General features: G+C 33.4%; 20 protein-coding genes. 14 read left to right on the top strand and 6 right to left on the bottom strand.

What is annotated here, in order from left to right; translation table 11 throughout:
- Window positions 1–238 precede the first annotated feature (238 nt).
- From GCQ56_RS13740 to gldN, 5 genes are read left to right on the top strand one after another with little or no spacing between them, the layout of a single operon-like run.
- Window positions 239–1,177 (top strand): type IX secretion system membrane protein PorP/SprF, encoded by a 939-nt coding sequence (locus tag GCQ56_RS13740; RefSeq protein WP_152735054.1) that lies wholly within the window; start codon window positions 239–241, stop codon window positions 1,175–1,177.
- Between the two features lie 44 nt (window positions 1,178–1,221).
- Window positions 1,222–2,556, top strand: coding sequence for an SUMF1/EgtB/PvdO family nonheme iron enzyme (locus GCQ56_RS13735; protein ID WP_152735053.1), 1,335 nt, complete (start codon window positions 1,222–1,224; stop codon window positions 2,554–2,556).
- A 47-nt stretch (window positions 2,557–2,603) separates the two neighbouring features.
- Window positions 2,604–3,557: a gliding motility protein GldL gene (gldL, locus tag GCQ56_RS13730; RefSeq protein WP_152735052.1), complete on the top strand. Its 954-nt coding sequence runs from the start codon at window positions 2,604–2,606 to the stop codon at window positions 3,555–3,557.
- Between the two features lie 23 nt (window positions 3,558–3,580).
- Window positions 3,581–5,137, top strand: a complete 1,557-nt coding sequence (gene gldM, locus GCQ56_RS13725; protein WP_152735051.1) for a gliding motility protein GldM — start codon at window positions 3,581–3,583, stop codon at window positions 5,135–5,137.
- A 15-nt stretch (window positions 5,138–5,152) separates the two neighbouring features.
- Window positions 5,153–5,998, top strand: a complete 846-nt coding sequence (gldN, locus tag GCQ56_RS13720) for a gliding motility protein GldN (protein ID WP_152735050.1) — start codon at window positions 5,153–5,155, stop codon at window positions 5,996–5,998.
- A 65-nt stretch (window positions 5,999–6,063) separates the two neighbouring features.
- On the opposite strand, the gene GCQ56_RS13715 is transcribed toward gldN, so the two are convergent.
- Window positions 6,064–7,152, bottom strand: coding sequence for a mannose-1-phosphate guanylyltransferase (locus GCQ56_RS13715; RefSeq protein WP_152735049.1), 1,089 nt, complete (start codon window positions 7,150–7,152; stop codon window positions 6,064–6,066).
- A gap of 153 nt (window positions 7,153–7,305) precedes the next feature.
- Here GCQ56_RS13715 and GCQ56_RS13710 point away from each other — a divergent pair, with 153 nt between their 5' ends.
- The 4 genes from GCQ56_RS13710 to GCQ56_RS13695 all read left to right on the top strand — a co-directional run bounded on the left by GCQ56_RS13710 (window position 7,306) and on the right by GCQ56_RS13695 (window position 10,501).
- A complete protein-coding gene (locus tag GCQ56_RS13710; RefSeq protein ID WP_152735048.1) occupies window positions 7,306–8,046 on the top strand; it encodes an ABC transporter permease in 741 nt (246 codons plus the stop codon).
- Complete coding sequence (locus GCQ56_RS13705; protein ID WP_152735047.1) at window positions 8,043–8,795, top strand: ABC transporter ATP-binding protein; 753 nt, start codon at window positions 8,043–8,045, stop codon at window positions 8,793–8,795. The genes GCQ56_RS13710 and GCQ56_RS13705 overlap by 4 nt, the downstream gene beginning before the upstream one ends.
- A gap of 69 nt (window positions 8,796–8,864) precedes the next feature.
- Window positions 8,865–9,698: a DUF4296 domain-containing protein gene (locus tag GCQ56_RS13700; protein ID WP_152735046.1), complete on the top strand. Its 834-nt coding sequence runs from the start codon at window positions 8,865–8,867 to the stop codon at window positions 9,696–9,698.
- Complete coding sequence (locus tag GCQ56_RS13695) at window positions 9,695–10,501, top strand: amidohydrolase family protein (RefSeq protein WP_152735045.1); 807 nt, start codon at window positions 9,695–9,697, stop codon at window positions 10,499–10,501. The genes GCQ56_RS13700 and GCQ56_RS13695 overlap by 4 nt, the downstream gene beginning before the upstream one ends.
- Window positions 10,502–10,512: 11 nt before the next feature.
- Here the strand turns inward: GCQ56_RS13695 and GCQ56_RS13690 are convergent, their stop codons facing one another.
- A complete protein-coding gene (locus GCQ56_RS13690) occupies window positions 10,513–11,802 on the bottom strand; it encodes a glycosyltransferase family 4 protein (protein ID WP_152735044.1) in 1,290 nt (429 codons plus the stop codon).
- A 173-nt stretch (window positions 11,803–11,975) separates the two neighbouring features.
- On the opposite strand from GCQ56_RS13690, the gene GCQ56_RS13685 reads away from it, so the two are divergent.
- Both GCQ56_RS13685 and GCQ56_RS13680 read left to right on the top strand, forming a co-directional pair.
- Complete coding sequence (locus tag GCQ56_RS13685) at window positions 11,976–12,872, top strand: hypothetical protein (RefSeq protein WP_152735043.1); 897 nt, start codon at window positions 11,976–11,978, stop codon at window positions 12,870–12,872.
- 25 nt (window positions 12,873–12,897) lie between these two features.
- Window positions 12,898–13,353 carry a hypothetical protein gene (locus GCQ56_RS13680; RefSeq protein ID WP_152735042.1) on the top strand — a complete coding sequence of 152 codons (456 nt, stop codon included), beginning with the start codon at window positions 12,898–12,900 and terminating at the stop codon, window positions 13,351–13,353.
- Window positions 13,354–13,418: 65 nt separating this feature from the next.
- Here the strand turns inward: GCQ56_RS13680 and GCQ56_RS13675 are convergent, their stop codons facing one another.
- The 4 genes from GCQ56_RS13675 to GCQ56_RS13660 form a co-directional block, all read right to left on the bottom strand.
- Complete coding sequence (locus GCQ56_RS13675; RefSeq protein WP_152735041.1) at window positions 13,419–14,294, bottom strand: hypothetical protein; 876 nt, start codon at window positions 14,292–14,294, stop codon at window positions 13,419–13,421.
- 285 nt (window positions 14,295–14,579) lie between these two features.
- Complete coding sequence (locus GCQ56_RS13670; RefSeq protein ID WP_152735040.1) at window positions 14,580–17,042, bottom strand: TonB-dependent receptor; 2,463 nt, start codon at window positions 17,040–17,042, stop codon at window positions 14,580–14,582.
- Window positions 17,043–17,183: 141 nt separating this feature from the next.
- On the bottom strand, window positions 17,184–17,549 hold the full coding sequence (locus tag GCQ56_RS13665; protein WP_152735039.1) for a hypothetical protein: 366 nt from the start codon (window positions 17,547–17,549) through the stop codon (window positions 17,184–17,186).
- Window positions 17,550–17,660: 111 nt separating this feature from the next.
- A complete protein-coding gene (locus tag GCQ56_RS13660) occupies window positions 17,661–18,983 on the bottom strand; it encodes a hypothetical protein (RefSeq protein ID WP_152735038.1) in 1,323 nt (440 codons plus the stop codon).
- A gap of 77 nt (window positions 18,984–19,060) precedes the next feature.
- Between GCQ56_RS13660 and GCQ56_RS13655 the strand changes: the two genes are divergently transcribed.
- From GCQ56_RS13655 to GCQ56_RS13645, 3 genes are all read left to right on the top strand, one after another.
- Window positions 19,061–20,926 carry an Ig-like domain-containing domain gene (locus tag GCQ56_RS13655; protein WP_152735037.1) on the top strand — a complete coding sequence of 622 codons (1,866 nt, stop codon included), beginning with the start codon at window positions 19,061–19,063 and terminating at the stop codon, window positions 20,924–20,926.
- A gap of 3 nt (window positions 20,927–20,929) precedes the next feature.
- Window positions 20,930–21,241: an MTH1187 family thiamine-binding protein gene (locus GCQ56_RS13650; protein ID WP_152735036.1), complete on the top strand. Its 312-nt coding sequence runs from the start codon at window positions 20,930–20,932 to the stop codon at window positions 21,239–21,241.
- Between the two features lie 76 nt (window positions 21,242–21,317).
- Window positions 21,318–22,109 (top strand): DUF3108 domain-containing protein, encoded by a 792-nt coding sequence (locus GCQ56_RS13645; RefSeq protein ID WP_152735035.1) that lies wholly within the window; start codon window positions 21,318–21,320, stop codon window positions 22,107–22,109.
- Window positions 22,110–22,244: the final 135 nt, after the last annotated feature.

Genomic DNA, 22,244 nt, shown 5'->3' with positions numbered 1-22,244 from the left:
TGTAAAAAATGACGTAAATAAGAATTACGATATTTAGAGAAAGAATATTGCTATTAAAAGAGTTATAGCAAATGTTTATTTAATTTAATATTTTAATCTAAAAAAATATTTATAAAGTAGATTAATGAAAATTGTTGATAAAAGAGCCTGAACCTCTGATAAAACTTGTAAGGAATATATATTTTTATTTACTTTACTCCTCACAGTTTTTGAATAATACTGAACCATAAAGTGATTCATGAAAAGAATAATTTTCTTCATAATGTTTTTTTGTTCTGCCCTGGTAATGAGGGCACAACAAGACCCACAGTTCAGTCAAAATATGTTTAATATCCTCTCAGTTAACCCAGCCTATGCTAGTGTCGAGAAGGATATTGTTGTATCTGCTATTAACAGACAACAATGGGTTGGCTTTGATAATGCACCTGTTACGACAGTTGTAAATCTCACTACTCCTGTACGTTTTGCAGGTTTAACACATGGTATTGGCTTAAGTATTATTCGAGACGAATTAGGTTTTGAAAAAAATACCGGGATACGATTTAGCTATGCGTATCAAAAAAAAATAAATAATGGTTCTTTACATTTTGGAATTAGTGTTGGAGTGCAGAACAATGCATTAAAAGGAGAATGGTATGTTCCAGATGGAGAAGGAGATGATTACACCTCTGTAATTGAAGACATGGGAGCAGCAACTATCGATGAAGGCAAAATGATTTTTGATCCTGGATTAGGAATTTTTTACCAAAGCGATAACTTTTATGCCGGTGCTTCCGTATCGCATGTCACAGAGCCTACAGTTTCATATAATGAATCGGTAGAAACATATTTGGCAAGACATTATTATGTCACTGCTGGATACACTCTAAAGCTAGATGAAAGCTGGGAAGTAATACCATCTGCTTTTTATAAAACAGATGCTGTTGTTTCACAAATTGATATAAACAGTTTAATTAGATACAATAAAAAGATTTGGGGAGGCGTTTCTTATAGAGTTGATGATGCAGTAGTTGGAATGATGGGCGTATTATTCAATAATGGAATTCAAATTGGATATGCGTATGATGTTTCAACTTCAAAAATTGCAAAAGGATCACATGAATTTCTTTTGATGTATCGATTCAACACTAAATTAGAACGCCGAAATCAAAAATATAAGAGTATTCGATTTTTATAAAAAACACTAAAAATCTGTGCTTTAGCACAATTTACAAAACCACTATGAATAAACTACTTACAACACTTTGTGTAATTGTTTTGTTGTTCTTATCCAGTTGCGGGAGCCGCACCGGGAATGGAGAACTTGTTGGTGCAGGTCAGAGAGGTAAATGGTTTGAGCCTAAACCTTATGGAATGGTACAAATTCCAAGAGGAAGTTTTACCATGGGACCTAACGATCAAGATGTAGCATGGGCACTAAATGCAACAGCTAAAACTGTTTCTGTTGAATCTTTTTGGATGGATGAAACTGAAATTACCAACAATGAATATCGTCAGTTTGTATATTGGGTGCGCGATTCAATCGCCCGACAACTATTAGGACAGCAGTTCGAAGAGTTTTTAATTGCCGAAGATGACAACGGAAACCCTATCGATCCTCCTTTTATTAATTGGGAAGAGAGACTAGAGTGGAACGATGAAGAATACGTTGAAATTCTGGAAGAAATGTATTTACCAGAGCACGAGCGCTTTTTCCGTAACAAAGAAATTGATACACGTAAACTGAAGTATCAGTACGAATGGGTTGATTTGCAACAAGCTGCAAAAAAATCGAATCGTTACAACTACGAAACTGGCGAATACGAAGGTATGGTCGACGACTACAAAGGTGGTAGAAAACAAATTGAAGACAGATCTTCTTTTATCATGAAAGAAGCATTAAATATTTACCCTGACACTTTGTGTTGGATTCAGGATTTTACTTACTCATATAATGATCCATGGACCAAGCAGTATTTTTGGCATCCTGGTTACGATGAGTATCCTGTTGTTGGAGTTTCATGGAAACAAGCAACAGCTTTCTCAATTTGGAGAACACGTTTTCACAATTCAGCATTAAAACAAGAAGGTGATTACCCTGTACAAGATTACCGCTTACCAACCGAATCGGAGTGGGAATATGCTGCTCGCGGTGGTATTGCACAAAATATGTATCCATGGGGAGGTCCTTACACAAGAAATGATCAAGGATGTTTCCTAGCCAACTTTAAACCTTTACGTGGTAACTATGTTGATGATGGTGGTTTAGTAACACTTCCTGTAGGTAGCTACGAGCCAAATGAATTTGGTTTGTATGATATGGCAGGTAACGTTGCAGAATGGACTTCTGGCGCATATGATGAATCAGCTTATTCTTTCACACACGATATGAATCCGAATTACGAATACAATGCCCTTCCGGACGATCCTCCAGCATTGAAGAGAAAAGTGATCAGAGGTGGATCATGGAAAGACATTGGTTACTATTTGCAATGCGCAACCAGAACATACGAATATCAGGATACTGCTAAATCGTATATCGGTTTCCGCTGTGTAAGAACTCATTTAGGTAGATAATCTACCAGTAAACTATTTATTTTAAGACCTTTTTCAATAAATCCGACATGAATATTACAGAACTTGTACAATCACCAAAGTGGAAAAAAATGATGGGGTATGTGTATGGATGGGGAGCTTCCGTTGTACTGATTGGTGCTCTTTTTAAAATACAACATTATCCTTATGCTGGTGAACTTTTAACTCTAGGTATGTCAGTAGAAGCTATCATCTTCTTCTTTTCTGCTTTCGAACCACCACACGAGCAACCAGACTGGAGTTTGGTTTATCCTGAGTTAATTGGTCTGGAACCTAAAGAACAAATGGTAAAAGGTGGAGGAGTTCAAGTTGAAGGACTTGAGCAATTACAGCAATTACTTGAGAAAATTAGTGTTGAGCCAGATAAACTTTCTCACTTAAGTCAAGGCTTGGCAAAATTAACCAATGCTACCGAAAGTTTATCTAACCTATCGGCAGCTTCTGATGCGACTGATGGTTACATTCAAAGCATGCAAAAGGCATCTGAATCGGTAGGAGAATTTTCTGGTAAATATGTTGATTCAACTCAACAACTTTCTGATTCAGCTCAAAAGTTAAGTGCATCCTACGAAGATACAGCTTCAACAATTGAGAATTCAGGAAAAGATTTTGCAGGTAAAGTAAACGAGTCGGGAGATAATTTATTGAACTCATATCAAAAAATTGATCAATCGCTTCAAACTGATTTCGGTAAGATTACTGAAAACAGTAGCAACTACAATTCTTCAATGGAGTCGATGAATAAAAATCTTTCTTCGTTGAATGCGATTTACGAGTTACAATTGAAAGAGAGCAATCAGCAAATGGATAATGCCAAAAATCTACATCAAGATTTAGATAAAGTTCTTCAGACGCTAACAGCAACTCTAGACAATGCTCAAACGTATCGCAAAGAAACAGAGCAATTGAATACAAATCTATCTGCACTGAATACCATCTATGGTAACATGTTAAGTGCAATGGATCATAAGAAAAAGAACTAGTCTAACAATCAAGCTGAGCTGAAATGGGAGCAACGAATTGTAAAGAAACGCCACGGCAAAAGATGATTGGAATGATGTATTTATTTCTGACAGCAATGTTGGCGATAAATGTATCGAATGAAGTACTGGATGCTTTTACAATTATTGATAATGGTTTATCGAAAACCATTGAGACTTTTGAAGAAAAAACAAAAGCTACTTACACTAAATTTGATATGGCTTTACAAGCCAATGAAAGAAAGGTAAGAGAATCTTGGGAACAAGCGCAGAAAATTAGAGTACAATCGGATTCTCTTTATGCCTATATGCAAGAATTAAAAGAACGAATAGTAGAGAAAGCTGATGGACCGGAATACGATCTAAATGATATTAAGAGCAAGGATAATCTTGATATTCCACCAGAGGTAATGATTGTTGGAAAAAAAGGTAAGCAGTTAAAAAAAGCTATAAACACCTATAGAGATCTTGTTTTGGCAAATGTTGCAGTAAAAGATTCTTCTTTAAGACATGCTATTCTTGAAACATTAAATACTAAAGATCCGGAAAAGGCAAAACCTGGTGATCCTAATTATTCTTGGGAATCAAAACAGTTTTCTCACACACCTTTAATTGGAGCGATCACTCTGTTATCTAAAATGCAGGTAGATGTTCGAAATACCGAATCTGATGTGGTTAATTATCTTCTTAACCAGATCGAAGCTGAATCATTTAAATTTAATGATTTGAAAGCTGAAGTTATCGCTAAATCTAGTTATGTGCTCAAAGGAGATACATATGAAGCAGAAATCTTTTTAGCTGCTGTAGATACAACCCAAAATCCTACGATTTTGATAAATGGTGTCGGACAACTTAGTAATAAGAGTTTTAACAAAAAAAGAAGAGGTGTATTCAAAACCAAAGCGAATAAGCTTGGCACCCATAAATGGGGCGGTTTTCTAACTTTTAAAACCCCTTCTGGACAAGATATTAAACGTGAATTTAAAGCTGAATATACCGTAGCAGAACCAAACGTTGTTGTTTCACCAACCAAGATGAATGTATTCTACGTTGGAGTTGATAATCCGGTTAGCATCTCTGCTCCAGGTTTTACTTCAGATAGAATTAGAGCAACTATGACCAATGGTAAATTATTACAACGTGGTAATGATTACATTGCTCAACCTAAAGTTGCATTCAGAGATACTAAAGTTAGTGTTGAAGCCAATTTTGATGGAGAGTGGAGACCCTTACGAACTGTTGATTTTCGTGTGAAACCTATTCCAGATCCTGTTGCTAAAATTGCAGAAAAGAGTGGTGGAAAGATCAAAAGAAATTTACTTTTGGCTCAAACGGGTGTTGATGCTGTAATGGATAATTTCGACTTTGATTTAGAATTTAAGATTACAGGATTTACGGTATCTGCAATTCAAAAAGGTTTTACTGTTGATCAAGCATCACGTTCTGACATGTTCACACAAGATCAGATTGGAATGTTCCGAAATTTAAAGAGAAATCAAAAAGTATATATTGAAGATATTAGGGCGGTAGGTCCCGATGGTGTTACCAGAAACCTACCTGCAATTGTCTTTAGAATAGAGTAATAAAATTTACATACGATGAAAAGAAGCTTATTACTAATTATTGGTCTTGCCTTGTTTTGTACCGCAAATGTGTCGGCTCAAACAAATGCAACTAGTGTTTACACTAAGAATCATATCAAAAATCGTAAGCCGATTCCATTTTCAAACATTCGAGAATCGGATGTTATGTGGTCGAAGTTGGTATGGAGGATAGTTGATTTAAGAGAAAAAATGAACCTTCCAATGTATTATCCAACCTCTCCTCAGGATGATCGATACAGCTTGATTGATTTGTTGATGTATGGTATCGAAAACGAAGGTTTAACAGCTTACGACACCAATGATGATGAGTTTAAAATGCCAATGACCTTAGAGCAAATTCAAACAAAATTTGATGCTCAGGCGGATACCATTATGCAACGTAACAGATTAACTGGAGAATTAGAAGAAAAAATTCTTGCTGGTGAAATGCACACCGATGACGTTAAACGTTATATGGTAAAAGAACAATGGTTTTTCGATAAGCAAACATCAACTATGCAAGTTCGAATTATTGGAATTTGCCCTATTCGTGAATACATTAAAGATGGCGATACTGCCATGGATGGAATTCAGCAAAAACAATTGTTCTGGATTTATTTTCCTGAAGCAAGACAATTGCTTGCAACTCACGAAGTATTTAATCCATACAATGATGCTGCGCGCTATTCATTTGATGATCTTTTCATGAAAAGAAAATTTGCAAGCTTTATTACTCAAATATCAAACGTTCACAACAACAGAGGTATCAGTGAATATACAGTAGGTATTAATTCTATGCTTGAAGCTGAGAGAATTAAGAACGATATTTTCACTTACGAACACGATCTTTGGGAGTACTAATAAAAACTCTATAAAATAAAAAAAGGACCTCAATGAGGTCCTTTTCTTTTATAAATAAGTTCGTACTAAATAAACTCTTCTCCTTTGGTAATTTTTACATCGTTCACAATTTTTCTTATTTCCTGTTCGTCTCTCTTTCTACAAATCAGTAAAGTTTTATCCGTATCAACTACGATGTAATCTTTCAAACCTTGAACAACAACTAGTTTTTTGTCTTTTGCATTAATCAAACAATCCTTCGATTCGTATATCATTACATTCTCACCCTGAATTGCATTTTGATTATTATCCTTAGACGAATGCTCATACATAGAACCCCAGGTTCCTAGATCTGACCAACCAAACTCTGTACAGTAAACGAATACATTATCCGATTTTTCAAGAATACCATAATCTATTGAAATGTTCTGACATTCCGGATAAATCTTATCAATGGCTTCTTGTTCTTTGTCAGTGTCCAGGTCACTCAAAATCGAATCAAAAAGAGAATTCACATCTGGTAAAAATTTACCAAATGATTCTTGAATAGCATCTAAAGACCAAATAAAAATACCTGAATTCCAGAAAAACTCACCAGATTCATAAAAAATCTTAGCCAGGTCTAAATGAGGTTTCTCCGTAAAAGTTTTAACCGGTAATATGTCTACTTCACCTCCATTTGGTTTCTTGCCAACCTGAATATATCCATATCCAGTTTCCGGACGTGAAGGCTTCATTCCTAAAGTCAATAATTTATTATCATCCTTAACAAATTGAATTCCTTCCTTAATTACATCAATAAATTTCACTTCATTTAAAATGAGATGATCTGCAGGTGTAACAATTATTGAAGCATTAGGATTTCTTTTAAGAATTTTAAAGTTGGCATAAGCAATACATGGTGCTGTATTTCTTCTTAAAGGTTCTAATAAAACCTGATCTTCCTTCATTTCTGGAATTTGCTCTAATACCAAATCCTTATAAATCGCATTGGTTACTACCAAAAAGTTCTCAACCGGACAAACAGAAGCAAACCTTTCAAAAGTGTGACGTATTAAAGTTTTTCCAGTACCTAAAATATCAAGAAATTGTTTTGGACGTAAGTTTTTACTTAAAGGCCAGAAGCGAGATCCAACTCCGCCTGCCATGATTACACAATAATTGTTAGTATCCATATTGATTTTTAATGATATGCAGATAAAAATAAGATATTCTAAAATACTGAAATCTAAAAACAAATCAAAAAGAGAAATGCTTTTACTTAGAAGAATATTAGATTCAAAAAGGTAAATAAATAATTTGTATTTTTATCGTAAACAATAATACATATGAACTTGTTTGAACACGTAGGAAAATTCTCCAGATTCTTAATTTTAGTAGTTTCAAAACCGGAAAAAGGTAGATTATTTTTCACCCAAATAATTCGAGAAATACACAAGTTAGGTATCAATTCTATTGGTATTGTTGTGATCATTTCTCTTTTTATGGGAGCTGTAATTGCCTTGCAAACCGCATACAATTTAATGAATCCTTTTTTACCTGATTATTTGGTTGGATATACAACGAGAGAGTCAATGATTCTGGAATTTTCATCCACAATTGTTGGCTTAATTTTAGCTGGTAAAGTTGGATCTAATATTGCCTCTGAAATTGGATCAATGAGAGTTACCGAACAAATTGATGCTTTGGAAATAATGGGAATCAATTCGGCCAGTTATTTAATTTTACCTAAAATTGTCGCTGCAGTTTTCATTAATCCATTTTTATATGTTTTAAGTGTATTTGTGGGAATTTTAGGAGGATTAACGGCAAGTTATCTTACAGGTACAGTTCCCTTATCCGAATTTATTTATGGTACCCAATTCGGTTTTATTCCTTACTATATTTCCTATTCATTGATTAAAACAATTGTTTTCGCATTTATAATTACTGCAGTTCCTTCCTATTATGGATATTACGTAAAAGGAGGAGCTTTAGAGGTTGGTAAAGCAAGTACTAAAGCTGTTGTAAATAGTAGTATTCTAATTCTTCTTGCTAACGTTATTCTTACCCAAATTCTCTTAAAATGATTAAACTAGATAAGGTAAATAAATCATTTGATGACAAAAAAGTCCTTAATGATATCTCCATAACTTTTGAAGAAGGTAAAACCAACTTAATAATTGGTCAGAGTGGATCTGGAAAAACCGTTTTATTAAAATCTATTATAGGACTGCATGAAGTCGATTCTGGCGGAATATTTTACAATGATCGCGATTTTACAAAATTAAACCTAAGAAGCAGAAAGGATATCAGAAAAGAAATGGGAATGGTTTTTCAGGGTGGTGCACTTTTTGATTCTTTAAATGTAGAACAGAATGTGTTGTTTCCACTTGATATGTTTTCGGATATGTCAAAAAGTGAAAAACAAGATAGAGTCAATTTCTGTTTAAACCGGGTTGATATTAAAAATGCCAATCACTTGTATCCATCCGAAATTAGTGGTGGTATGCAAAAACGAGTTGCCATAGCCAGAGCAATTGCATTAAATCCTAAATATTTATTTTGCGATGAACCAAATTCAGGTTTAGATCCGGTTACTGCAATAGTTATTGACAATTTAATACAGGAAATTACCAAAGAATTTAATATCACCACTATTATAAATACTCACGATATGAACTCGGTTATGGAAATTGGTGAGAATATCTTATTTATAAGTAAAGGATTCAAAGCTTGGCAAGGTCATAAAAGTGAAATTTTTGATACCGATAATAAGGATTTAAACAATTTCGTATTTGCCTCTGAATTGTATAAAAAAATTAAAAAATCGATCTAAGCATATCCAAAATTAATCTTTACCATTCCATTTCTTATCTTTGTACTATATTAACAAAGCAAATTTTCGATGAATAAATTCTTTCTGATTGTAAGTATTGTATTTACGGTATTTTTCATTTCATGCACCGAAACGAAAAAAGAGAAACCAAAACTAAATAAAGAGGAATTCACAAAGCTATTGATTGACATTCATATGGCTGACGGAATTTTATCTGCTCAAAACATTTATCGATCAGGAAATAATCACCGACCTAGCTATTACTACAATTCTATTTATAAAAAATACAACTTAAACAAAGCGGAATTCGATTCTTGCATTGCTTATTATGCCGATAACGCAAATAACTTCACCAAAATTTATGATGTTGTAATTGATTCTCTAAATCGATTGGAGACTCAATATCGTATTGACATTAAAAATGCAAAGTTAGAACAAGACACCGTTAATTTGTGGAGAAAAAAGACACATTACATAGTTCCAAAAAATGGCAAACCACAATTCGATTTTTCTATTCTTGTAAATCAAAAAGGAATTTATACAGTTTCTGCAGATATTCGAATCTTCTCAAAAGATCAGTCTGAGAATCCTCAGATGACTGCTTCATTCTGGAAAAATGACACATTAAACGGACCTCAAGAAGTTCATTTTGAGCCATTGAAAATTACTCGAGACTCTATTTTTAGAAATTATTCCATACAACTTGAATATCCCGACACTACCTACACTACATTAAAAGGGAATATATTTTCCTGGGACAATGATTTGCAACAATTTACACAAGACTATGAAATAAAAAACATTAAAATATACAATCCCGAAATAAAACCAGATAGTCTTGAATTGGAGCGTGAAATTGATCGTCATTTAAACTTTCAAAGTCTTAAAGAAATAAAAAGATGAGAAAGGTAACTGCAAATTACGTCTTTCCTTTAAGTTCAAAACCACTTAAAAATGGCATTATAGTTCTTGATAATGATAATCGTATTGTTGACTTAATTGATACCAAGGGACAGTTAAAAGAAATTCAGAATTTAGAATTTTACGGTGGAATTATAGTTCCCGGATTTGTAGATGCTTTTTGTATGTTATCCTGGAGTATATTCACAATACATGACTTTTTAGATTGCATAGAAGATAATTTTGCTGAAAGTTTAAAACTTAAAACATCTAGTTTGCTTCCAGATACAAATTCTGTTCAAAGAGGTATCAATCATTTAGAAGCATTTGGAACCAAAGGAGCAGCTGATTTTTATCCTACTGCTACTAATGAAAATTTAAAAGCAAAATCAAAAATTCAATTTAGGAATGTAGGCGTTGAAAACTTTAAATTTGATTTGAAAGCATCTTTGAATACTGTCGATGAAAAAGATCACTCGCCAGTTCTTATCAATCAACACACAGTTAAATTCATCAAAAATATTGCTAAAAATAATAGTCGCTTCTGTATTGGTACCGGATCATTGCAAACGCACAAATTACTCTCTGTATTTGATGAGATGAAATACCTTCAAGAAAAATATCCTCAAATTGAATTTGAAGAACTATTAAAATGGGGAAGTTTAAATCCGGCAAAACATCTTCGTCTTGATTCTGACTTAGGAAGTATTGAAATAGGGAAAAAGCCAGGTTTAAATTTATTAAGTGGTATTGATTTTAAGCTTCAACGCTTCACTCCAGATAGTTCATTAAAAATACTAATTTAAACCAATTTGGTTTATCCTCTATATTTTACAGCCAAATCTAATAACTCTGTTAGTTTTTCTTCTAAAGTACTGAAAGAGAAATACTTTCTACCAAGTTCGTAATTAAACTCTCCAATCTCGCGATTTAGTTTTTCGTTATGAAGAATCTCTTTCATTTCAGCCAAAGCCTGATCTGTAATCTCATTGTTTTCAAGCATAACTGTTCTAAACCCTTTACTACCAATATCTGGCCAATAAACAGGTTTATAATTATTTACAAAAATTGGGCACTTACCTAATACTGATTCGATAAAAGCATTCCCAAATCCCTCATAAGTACTAAAATAAGTACTTGCTTTAGCATGCGCATAAGCATCCGACAAAGAATACGCTTTACTTCCTTCAATTTGTCTTCTATTGTTCTTTATAATGTGTGATGAAAACATTACCTGACCTTCCAATTTCAATTCGTGAATCAGGTCAATTAATTCATTGTAGTACATATTACCCTCATCATCGGAATGATTTCCAGTAATGACCAATTTTGCTCTGGAATCATCCAACATATGTATCAGTCGAATTGCCGTTTCAATCCCTTTCCTTCGAACAATACGTGTAACCTGTGCAAGAATATAATCTTCCTTTTGAAGTCCAATATTCCGTTTCAAATTGATATTGGTTTCATTAATTTCTCCAAAAGGCAAATCAAAATTCATAACGTTTGGAACAACAATTGAATTTCTATTAAATCGTTCTGTCAATGTATCTTTCCCATAAGTATTAATAACGGCATGAAATACATTCGGCAAGCGCAAAGGAAAATTTTCTTCTACAATTTTATTCACCTCTGGATAAAGTGATAAATATCTATCCCCTCGCTCCCAGTAAAAATCATGGTCATGAGTTATAGTAGGAATTCCAAGAATAGAAATTGCCTTTTTAATTCCTAAACCCATTTCCAGATGAGCAGGTAAAGCAGAAGCATTCTCAGAAACCAAAACCTCAATTTTATGCTCTCTTGCCCAATTTATAATCTTATCACCAATTAAATCAGCATAAAAATGGATATGCTCTAATAATTCCGATAGATTATTGTCTGGAAAATGAAAGGCTTTTTTTTGTCCCCAAAAACCTTCTGGAGAGAAAAATGACATTTCAGGAACCAAAGTTTCAAAATCAGGATCTAGTTTTCTCTCTTCAAATTGTCCCGATAAAGTAAACACTTCGTGTCCCATTTTTCGAAATACCTTAATCCATTTTTCTGTTTCCAATGCAACACCATCAACTCCACCAATGCGACCAATTAATATTCCAATTCTCATGACATTTTCCTTTTAATTAACTTACCGTTTACGGTCTAAAGGATCATTTGTTTCCAGATTTTGAGTGTTTTTTACAGATGTGGTAATATATTGTTTTTTTGTTTGCTTATTATAGGTAAAAGTATAACTTTAAGTTTCTTACAAATCTATTCAAAAGAGAAAATCTATTTATTATGTTTAAATACTCATTCAGAATAATCTGTTTCATACTGATTTTTATTAATTCACTTTTAAGTTATGCTTGTCAAAATAGCAAACCTGCAAATGAAAGAGAGTCGGCTATAAATACAGCTCAACCTCAAAAGTTTGGAACGGTTAAGAATCTTTTTTACAATGTTCCTAGTCCTATAGAAGTTACCGAAATAATGAAAAAAATGAAGCTGCCATACCAGCCAGATTTAATGAATTCGGTAAATAATGCAGACAACTATTTATCACAAGCTGATATTGCAATTAATATAGGAATATACGGTGCCGATTTAAGTTATATCCGAATTTACGAACAATTTCAGGACGCAGCCCGATATCTTGCCGTAATAAAGAAATTTACTCGAGAATTGGGAATACCGGAAGAACAGGAAAAATACACTGCCCGCAGGGTAGAAGAAAATATTGAAAATCAGGATTCGTTGTTAAACATTATTTCTGAAACATTTACAAAATCTGATAGCTACTTAAAAGAAAATCAACGGGGAGGAACAGCTGCTTTAATTGTATTTGGAGGTTGGATTGAAACCTTATATCTGGCAACAAATATTATCGATTTAAAAGATCCGCAAAAAGAAATGATAGGCTTAATAGCCCAACAAAAACATTCAGTTAAAAATTTAATTGGACTATTAAGTCAATATCGTAACAATAAAAAAGTGAACGAAATTTTACCCGATTTAAAACTACTAGATGCTAAATTCAGAGAAATTGAACAAGTTAAAAAAACACCTTCAAGTTTAAAATCGAAAAATGGTAAAACTATTATTCAAAATAAAGTAACACTAAGTGCTTCAAATAAAACCATACAGGAAATTACTGAAATCAATAACAGAATTAGAACCAAACTAACCGAACTGTAATTGTTGGATTCAAAACTCACTACTTATGAAGATAACTAAACTTACAATATTACTACTCTGTATATTTGCTTTACCTATCGGTTTGGTAGCGCAATGTAACGAGTACACCAAAAAGGAATGCATTCCGCAATTATCACCTTATACATTTAACGGGCAATTGAATAGTGCTGTTTTATCGCAAGGAGAAACTGCCGAATTACAGCTTACTTTTTACAAAGATCAAGAATATCGAATTCTAGTAAAGGGAGAGGATAATCTTGGAGATTTACAATTTCAACTGTTCGATACCGAATACAATTTACTCTACGACAATTCTGATGAAGATTACACAAACTTATGGGATTTTATGGTAGAAAGCACAGATGATTTTATCATTAGAGTATTGATTCCAGAAGATGAAACGAAAGTTGAACTTGAGAGTGGGTGCGTTTCCATACTCATTGGTTTTAGAGCATTTGGTTCGAGAACAATTTTCAAATAAAAGGAATTTAAACGAAAAAAGGCTGTCATAAGTGACAGCCTTTTTTTCAATATATCGAGTATAATTTATTTCAATAAGAATTTTGAACTACCAATGTGATTACCTTCTGCAAATATATCCACCTTGTATTCACCGGAAATTAAACTTCCATCGTTATCCCAAAAAATAGCAACTTCCAAAGCATCCCCTTCAAAATCGATATCACGCTTTGCAGAGTACACCAATTTAGTATTTTCGAAATCGAACAATAGATTTTGTGGATTACCTAAAACAACCTCATCAGGACGAGTTAAACGAACAAAAATTTCCTTAACACCTGTTGGTGCAGTAATGTTCTTTTGAATGGTAAAACTAGATTTAAGCTTTACTGTTTTAGATATTTTCTTTACAGTTCTGCCTTTTTTATTAATTGGTTCACAAGTAAGATTTACTACATCAAGAGCTGATGCTTTACTGATTACCTCTTTCATATTTTCGGAGGTCTCCTGCAATTTTTCATTTCGTTCTTTTACCCAGTTTATCTGCTTCTTTACTTTTAAATTTTCAGCAGTAAGCAACTGGTTTCTTGTATTCAATGAATCAATCTGAACAATATAATCTCTCAACACTCCTTTTAGCGTTCCCAATTCACGCTTGTATTTATTAATTTCAGCATAAGAATTATTGCGAAACACTCTCATTCTATCCAAAAGCTCGGTAATTTTTTCCTGTTCCATTTTCAATTGAACATTCAAAGTATCATTGCTTGTTTGCAAAGAATCATAGTCCTGAGAAAGTAATTTCAACTCATTCTCTAAACCTAGTTTTTCGGTGGTTATTTCAGCAACATATTTTTTGTTTTCTCTATATTCCATAAAGTACATTCCTGCAACAACTAGCAATACAGCTCCCAATCCAACTAGTACTCCTTTATAAACTTTATCCTTCTTCTCGTTTTCCATGATAACTTTGGTAATTCGGTCCAACTTTTAATGATTCGTGCAAATTTACTTATCTTTTTTAAAATAAGATTCTTTGAAGCTAATTTGTTTAGCATACAGTAACTAAGCATTACAATTCCTTTAATTTTTGTCTACTTAATGATACTTTAACTAATATGTTTAAAGGTTTCAATTCGTATGCCAAATCGAATACAAGTATAAAAAAACGAGATTACTTCAATAAAAGAAGCAATCTCGTTAAAACTAACCCAAAGTTTTTATTCTATATTTTGTGGAAAATTTCTACTAAAAGTTGCCAATTTTCACACCTAAGTAAATTGTACGAGGATTTAGTGGTCCGTAAATGTATCCAGCATCTCTGCTTGGACCTCTATCGAAGTCATCCTGGAAAGCATTGAAGATGTTCTTTACACCAAAATCAAATTGCAATTTAACTTCTCTTCCCAAATCGAAATGATAAGCAAAATTTACTCCTAAATCCATGAAATCATCCGTTTTAACAAGACTTTCCATTTCAATTTCTTTACCATACTTATCATCTCCTCCTGCCAAGTGAAGCACTGCCATAGGACCTGTGTAGGTTCCCGAAAGAGTAGTTGTAAATTCGTGTAATGGTTTCCAGTTTAAGGCGAAATATCCGTAACGTTCAGGAGTTCTCAGAATTTTATCTGTAAAACTATTCTCAATATTACCATCTTCACCTACATCATCACCTACATCATATTTACTAGATTGAAGAGTCATTCCCATTTGAAAATCCCATTTGTAAGATGGAGCCAACTTAAATTCCATATTAATTCCTTTTACCTTTGCATCAGGACCATTTTCGCGAACAGCAACTAACTCTGTAGGATTGTTTTCGCTAGTTTGATAATCGTTTTTAAATGGATCTATTAATTGAGTATAAAACCCTTCCGCAAGAAAATAAGTTTGAACCTTACCAAATGATTTTGTGTAATCCCATGATAATGTATAACTATTCGAAGTTTCTTCTTTTAGATTATCTGCCAATTTGTGGGTAATTCTTCTAGCCTGTGAAGCTTCGATATGCAAGTCTTCATCGAAAATTTGAGGAGCACGGAAACCTCTTGCGTAGCTCATTCTTAATTGAGCAGCTTTTGACATATTAAACAACACATTAGCACGAGGACTAAAAACAGAATTTGAATAATCCGATCCATCAGCGGAATTCTTTATTTTGTATGAGTCCATACGAACTCCCAATAAAAATTTTACCGATCCTAAATCCCATTTACTTTGGGCAAAAGCACCAATTGTATTCGAAGTTTGATCTGCAATAACAGTGGTTGCAATATTTTCGTTTTTATATGGATCAAAATATCCCAATTTGTCATCCTTCAGACTGTTGTATACATTTTCAACACCTAAAGTAATATCTGCTGGAGCAAAAATTAAATTTTCTGATTTTGTGAAAAGCTGTGCTCCTGTCGAAATTGCAATATCATCAGTTTGTCCATAAGCACTATAATCAGGTCTAGCAGGATTATAAATTACAGTATTTCCTTCTTCATCTTTTCCTTCGGTAATTTTAGCACCGTAATAACTTTTACGGTCGATAACCTGACCTGAAGCATAAACTGATAATCTATTTGTTCTTTCCGTATTTAAATACTGATCAAAGGTTAATCCTCCAGAGTTAATTTTATGACTTACTTCTTCGGCTACATTTGCTTCGTGAGCTTTTAAATCCAAATTGTCACCACCTCGTCGATACTCGTCTACTACATGATATTCAATGGTTAATTTACTTAAATCCGTAAATCGATGATATGCTCTTAAACCAGCACTTAAATTCTCGATTTTCACCAAATCAGAATATCCATCATCATTAGCATCCCAATCGCCACGGTTTCGGCTCATACCAAAAATAAAGATTCCACTTTTGTGATCTTCAGAAACAACAGATGCATTAAAATCAGCAGTAACATCATTTGCAACACTTCCTGCATCATCAGCACCAACTCCAATTGCACCATATTTAACTCCTGCCTTAAATGAATTGCTAATAGGATCTTTAGTGATAATATTAATAGTCCCAGCAATTGCATTTCCACCAAAAAGAGCCGATCCACCACCGCGAACAACTTCTACACGTTGGATCATATTGGCAGGAATATGTTCCAATCCATATACTCCAGCCAAACCACTAAAAATTGCACGGCTATTTACCAATATTTGAGTATAAGGTCCTTCCAAACCATTCATTCTAACCTGAGAGAAACCACAATTGTTACAGTCGTTCTCAACACGCAAACCTGGCGAAAAAACCAAACCGTCAGCCAATGTTGCAGCTGATGTTTGCTCCAATAATTTTGTTGAGATAGAATTTACTACTACTGGAGCATCCTTTCTTTGAATGTTATTTCTATCAGCCGTAACCACAACCTGATCCAATCCAATAAAATCTTCAGTTATTTTAAATTCAAGAGAAGCGTGTTTCCCCCCTTTTAAGTCACATTCTTTCGTTACTAATTTGTAACCCACACATGTAGCAATTACATGATAATGCCCCATCGGAACATTTTCAATTACGAATTCTCCTTCGAAATTGGTTACGGCTCCCATTGCTGAACCTTCTAAAGCAACACTTGCATAAGGAACTGGTTCATTACTGTTAACGTCTATTACTTTACCTTTAATACTTGCGGTAAGATTTTCTGCCACAGCAGAATTAGTGATACTAACCAACATAAACATGCTGATGATCAGATGAGTTAAAATTCTCATTACTTAAGATTTAGTATTTGATATTAGTGTTTGATTAAAAAGAAAAACACACCATCAACAACTAGACATAATATTCTAGTTAGATGCATTTGTGTTATTGCCAGACATTAGCTCATAGCAATACCAATAAATAATTTAAAACTAAGCCAATACCGGAGGTGCCCGGTTAGGTATAAGGTAATCGAGGTAACTAACCTTAATCTGATAAGTGTATTGTTGTAAAAGTTGTTTAGCTTCTTTGATTATAGCATTTATGAAGAAAACAACACTTAATACAAATAAAAAACTGGTCAGCTGATTAATCGAAAAACATTCCTGAGAAGAGTGAGAGTGACTGTTTGTTCCCTGAGAGCTCCCTGCTTTATGGAAAGGGTGAGCATGAACAATCATTTTACCATCCACTGATTTATGAACGTGCCAATTGAACACAGCATTTCCGGCCAGTAATAACATGGCTGGAAGCAATATGCTTACAATAGCTATTTTATATTTCAAAAATTTGTTCATAGTGTCAAGCACTCTTGGAATTAATTTCGAAACAAAAATAGATACAGATAAGAGGGTAAACAATACCTAATTGTTGGTATAATTATATTTGAATATGTTATATAGCATATATTATAGTATCATTTTGGCAAAATAGTCATCCACCATTTGAAAATCGGCAATTAAGTCAAAATCAGAACCTTTACCATTAGGACAAATTCGAGTCAAGTAATCCTTCGAGTCACAAATCATTTCATTGTGGATTAAATACCACAACTGAACAGTTTGCCATAATTCAGCACCAGGACCAAGCTCTCCATGTAGATCATAAGCCTTCTCTGTTAAATCATCAGTAGCTGAACCATAACGATAAAATAAGTTTTTAAATGCAATTGGATTGATCCCGGTTTGCTTTGCTTCATCAAAACGAAAATCAGCAAATTCTATTAATTCCTGAATCTCTATTCTACTCTCAAAATTAGTATCAACTACTGGTAAATGTTTCACGCGGTCAATAAAGTTTGCTGAGCTTACATCCATGTATTTCTTGGCAAATTTCTCAACGTCCAACAACTCTCCCTTTAAGGTATTTGTTTGAGCTAATTCAACTATTTCCTTAGACAATATATCATTCAAGGAATATTTATTGTCCCAATCTAAAATAGAATTCAATTCATCAAGAATCAATTGCAATTTCACATCATTATCTACAATATTTTCACAAACCAATAGAAAGTGATCCTGGTATCGCACCAAGCGAACCAATTCATTATTTACACTAAACTTTAAACTTCTTTTAAGAAACAAGCCTTTCTTATCAAGTTTTAAATGAAGCTCTTTATTATTATTAACCTGTTGATTTGTCTCATAATTCAACAAATGCTTAAAATCGATAGAGTATTGCAAATTGTTGACGTAAGTTTTATCGCTAACTGTAAGGCTATTATTGGAAGTAGTAATAATATCTGTATGAATGTGATTTAAGATAGTAGCACCGGCTTTTACAGCACTCTTAATAAGTGTAATCAATAGCCTATTACTACTGATTTTAAATTCTTTCTCTAAAAAAACATTACAAGTTTCATCTATGTTTAGAATGTTCTCATACTTCGCAATATCTTTTCTTTTTATGGCTCCTTTTAATAATCCGCTAATGCGAGATTTATTGGCTTCAATACTTAAATATTCATCAGGTAAGATTAAATGTGGAATTCTATTTCTTAAAGCTTGAATTGATTTTTCATCCACATCTTTCACATTTACAATTGGATGCAGTTTAGATGTAAAATCCTTAGGCGCAAAAATTGCACAGGAAAATCCCATTCGAACCGCAAGCAGAGCAAAGAGAGCTTCCTTAATATCCAAGTCTAAAAACACAAAATCGAACTCGGATTGAGTGCTTAATTCTAAAAATTTCTTTCTGTTTGTAAGGGAAAATGCTGCGGAATCAACCATTTTACTTTTATTAACTTATTTTTGTATTGAATCTTTGTAATTTTGTTGCCTAATATCAATTATCAAAACCAATCAATTTGAAAAAGATAGCTATTAATATCCTATTAGGATTTGCAATTTCAGCTTTTATATATTCTTGTGCAAACCAGGGTTACCCAACCGGAGGTCCTATTGACAATACGCCTCCAAAGGTAACGGAAACACAACCGGAAAATTACGCTTTAAATTTCAACGGCGGAAAAATAGAGATTTTCTTCGATGAATTCGTGAAACTGGAAAAGATTAGTGAAAACTTTGTTATTTCTCCTCCATTAAAGAAAACGCCCATCGTTAAGCTTAAAGGAAGATCAATATACGTGAAATTAGAGGAAGAGTTAAAAGAAAATACAACTTACACTCTTGATTTCGGAACTGGAATCGTAGATAACAATGAAGGAAATCCTTTAGGAAATTATCAATTTGTATTCTCTACCGGCGAAAATATTGATTCATTAAGTATCAAAGGAAAAATAGACAATGCCTTTGATGAATTACCTGTAGAAGGATCGATGGTAATGGCGTATTTAAATACGCATGATTCTGTTCCACTGACTACTATCCCAGATTACATTGCTCTAACCGATTCAGCAGGTTATTTCCAAATAAACAGCTTACGAGAGGGTACTTATAAACTATTTTCTATAGTAGATGGGAATAAAGATTACATGTACAATGGACCAGGTGAGAAAATTGGATATTTCAAAGAACTAATCGTACCTACTTCTCATCGATTTGAACAAATTGATACCATAGCTCAAGATTCAATAGTAATAAGAGAACTTACAGCTCTAGAACCCAATAACATTCACATTAGAATGTTTGATGAAGAAAATACTCTTCAATATTTAACAGGCTATAAAAGAAGTAGAAGAGAAAAACTTGAGTTTGAATTTAATGCAAAACGAAGCGATAGTTTACAAATTGATTTTGTAGGTATTGACGAAAATCCAAATTGGTTCCTTGCAGAATCAAATGCAAGCAAAGATACTCTATCTTACTGGATAACAGATTCAACTATATACAAACGTGATACTTTATTGGCTGCCCTGCAGTATTTAAAAACCGATTCAACAGGAATGTTGACCAACTTTAAGGATACCGTTAAACTAAATTTTAAAGATCCTAAAAAAGCAAAACAAGCAAAAGGAAAAAAGAAGAAGAAAAAGTTAAAAATTAAAGTTCCAACCTATAAATTCAAAGTAAGTACAAGTTCAATTCAAGATCTACATAAAGATGTTGCAATTCGTTTTGATGAGCCTTTAACAAATATTAATCTTGACAGTATCCATTTTTTCCAATTAAAGGATACTTTAGAAATTCCTGTTGATTTTAAAATTGAAAAAGATCCTAAGCATATTTTAGATTATAAATTAATCGTTAACTGGAAACCTGAAACTCAATACAAACTAAAAGTTGATTCAACAGCTTTTCAGAATATTTATGGCTTGTACAGTGATTCTTACCAAGGAAAAATTACCACGAGAGAAAAAGAATACTACGGAAAACTATTCTTAAATGTAAGTGGTGTTCAATTTCCAACTTTAATACAGTTGCACGAGAGTGCGAAAAAAGATAAGCTGTTTCAAACTCAAAAAATCAAATCTGACCAAACTGTTCTATTCGATTATCTAGAACCTAAAACCTATATCATTAAAGTAATAATTGATAAAAACGACAATGGAATTTGGGATACTGGTAACTACGAAAAAGGAATTCAGCCAGAGCAAGTTTTCTACTTTAGAAAAGAAATCAAAGTCAGATCAAACTGGGATGTGGAGGAAAAAATAATGATTCCAGCAGAAACAAGTGTGAATTTTCATGAGCATCATGATTGTGAACACGATCACGACCACGATCATGAAGGAGAGAATAATAAAGAAAAGAAATCAAAACGTAACAAATAAAATATGTCTGTACTTCTCGAATTCGCAATATTCCCAACTGATAAAGGTGATAGCGTAAGCAAACAAGTGAGCAAAGTAATTGATTTAATCCGCGAAAGCGGCGTAAATTATCAGCTTACTGCAATGGGAACTTTAATAGAAACCGATACTTTGCCAGAAGCACTTGCCATTGTAAATCGATCTTACGATGTGCTAGCCGAAGATTCAGAACGCGTTTATACTACTATGAATATCGACATTCAGAAAGGAAAAAACAATCGTCTGAAAACAAAGGTAGAAGCTATCGAAAATAAAATTGGGCAAGTAAATAAATAGGCGCAAATTAATACATTCTATTTTGTTGAAAAAAATACTATTCCTCTCGCTATGTTTGACTTTATTGTTGCCTCAAATGGCAAAATCGCAATGTGTAGAGGATATTTTTGCGTTCCAGGAAGGTGAAAAACTAAACTTTCGTGGGTATTACAATTGGGGATTTATTTGGGTTGCCGCTGGCGAAGTTAATTTAACTGTTAAGCAAACTAAATACAAAAATAAAGATGCTTATCAGTTTTACGGAACCGGAAAAAATCTAAAAGCTTTCGATTGGTTTTTTAAACTGCGCGATACTTTAAATTGTTATGCAGATGTAAAAACCCTTTCTCCTTTCTATTTTGATAGGAGAACTCACGAATCCAAATACGATGCGCACCATGAATATTGGTTCAATGATAAGGATAGCACTATTTTATCTAAAATTCAGAAGCGAGAGAAACCGGTAAAGCTCGATACCCTCAAAAATAAAGCATGTACTTTCGATATTTTATCGGTTGCCTATTACGTTCGGAATCTCGATTTCTCCAAACACAAAAAGGGAGATAAAATTCCGCTCTCTATGCTAATCGATAACGAAATTCATTCTCTTTATATCCGTTATCGTGGCTTGGAAACCATTAAGACAAAATCGGGCGAGCGATTCGAATGTCTGAAGTTTTCACCTTTACTGGTGCAAGGAACCATGTTTGAAGGAGGCGAGGATATGACCGTTTGGCTGAGTAACGACGACAATCGTATTCCAATACAGGTTGAAGCCAAAGTTTTGGTGGGTAGTGTGAAAGGTGTTCTAGATTCTTACGAAGGCTTACGAAACACTAAGAATTCATTCTTCAAAAAAAATAAGGGGAGACTGGATATTGAAGAGTAAGAGTGCCAAATGATTTCTTAGTACAGGTACTAACATTAAAAAACACTACGTGTCTAAATAAAATTGCCTTGTACGTCACAATCCTTTTCCCTCGTACATGGTAAAGTATTTCCCTCACGTGAGGACAAGCCTTTC

This window comes from Marinifilum sp. N1E240, from assembly GCF_009295825.1.
GTDB lineage: Bacteria > Bacteroidota > Bacteroidia > Bacteroidales > Marinifilaceae > Marinifilum_A > Marinifilum_A sediminis.
Note: the sequence above shows the minus strand (reverse complement) of the source record. Positions and strands in the feature narration are given on the sequence as shown.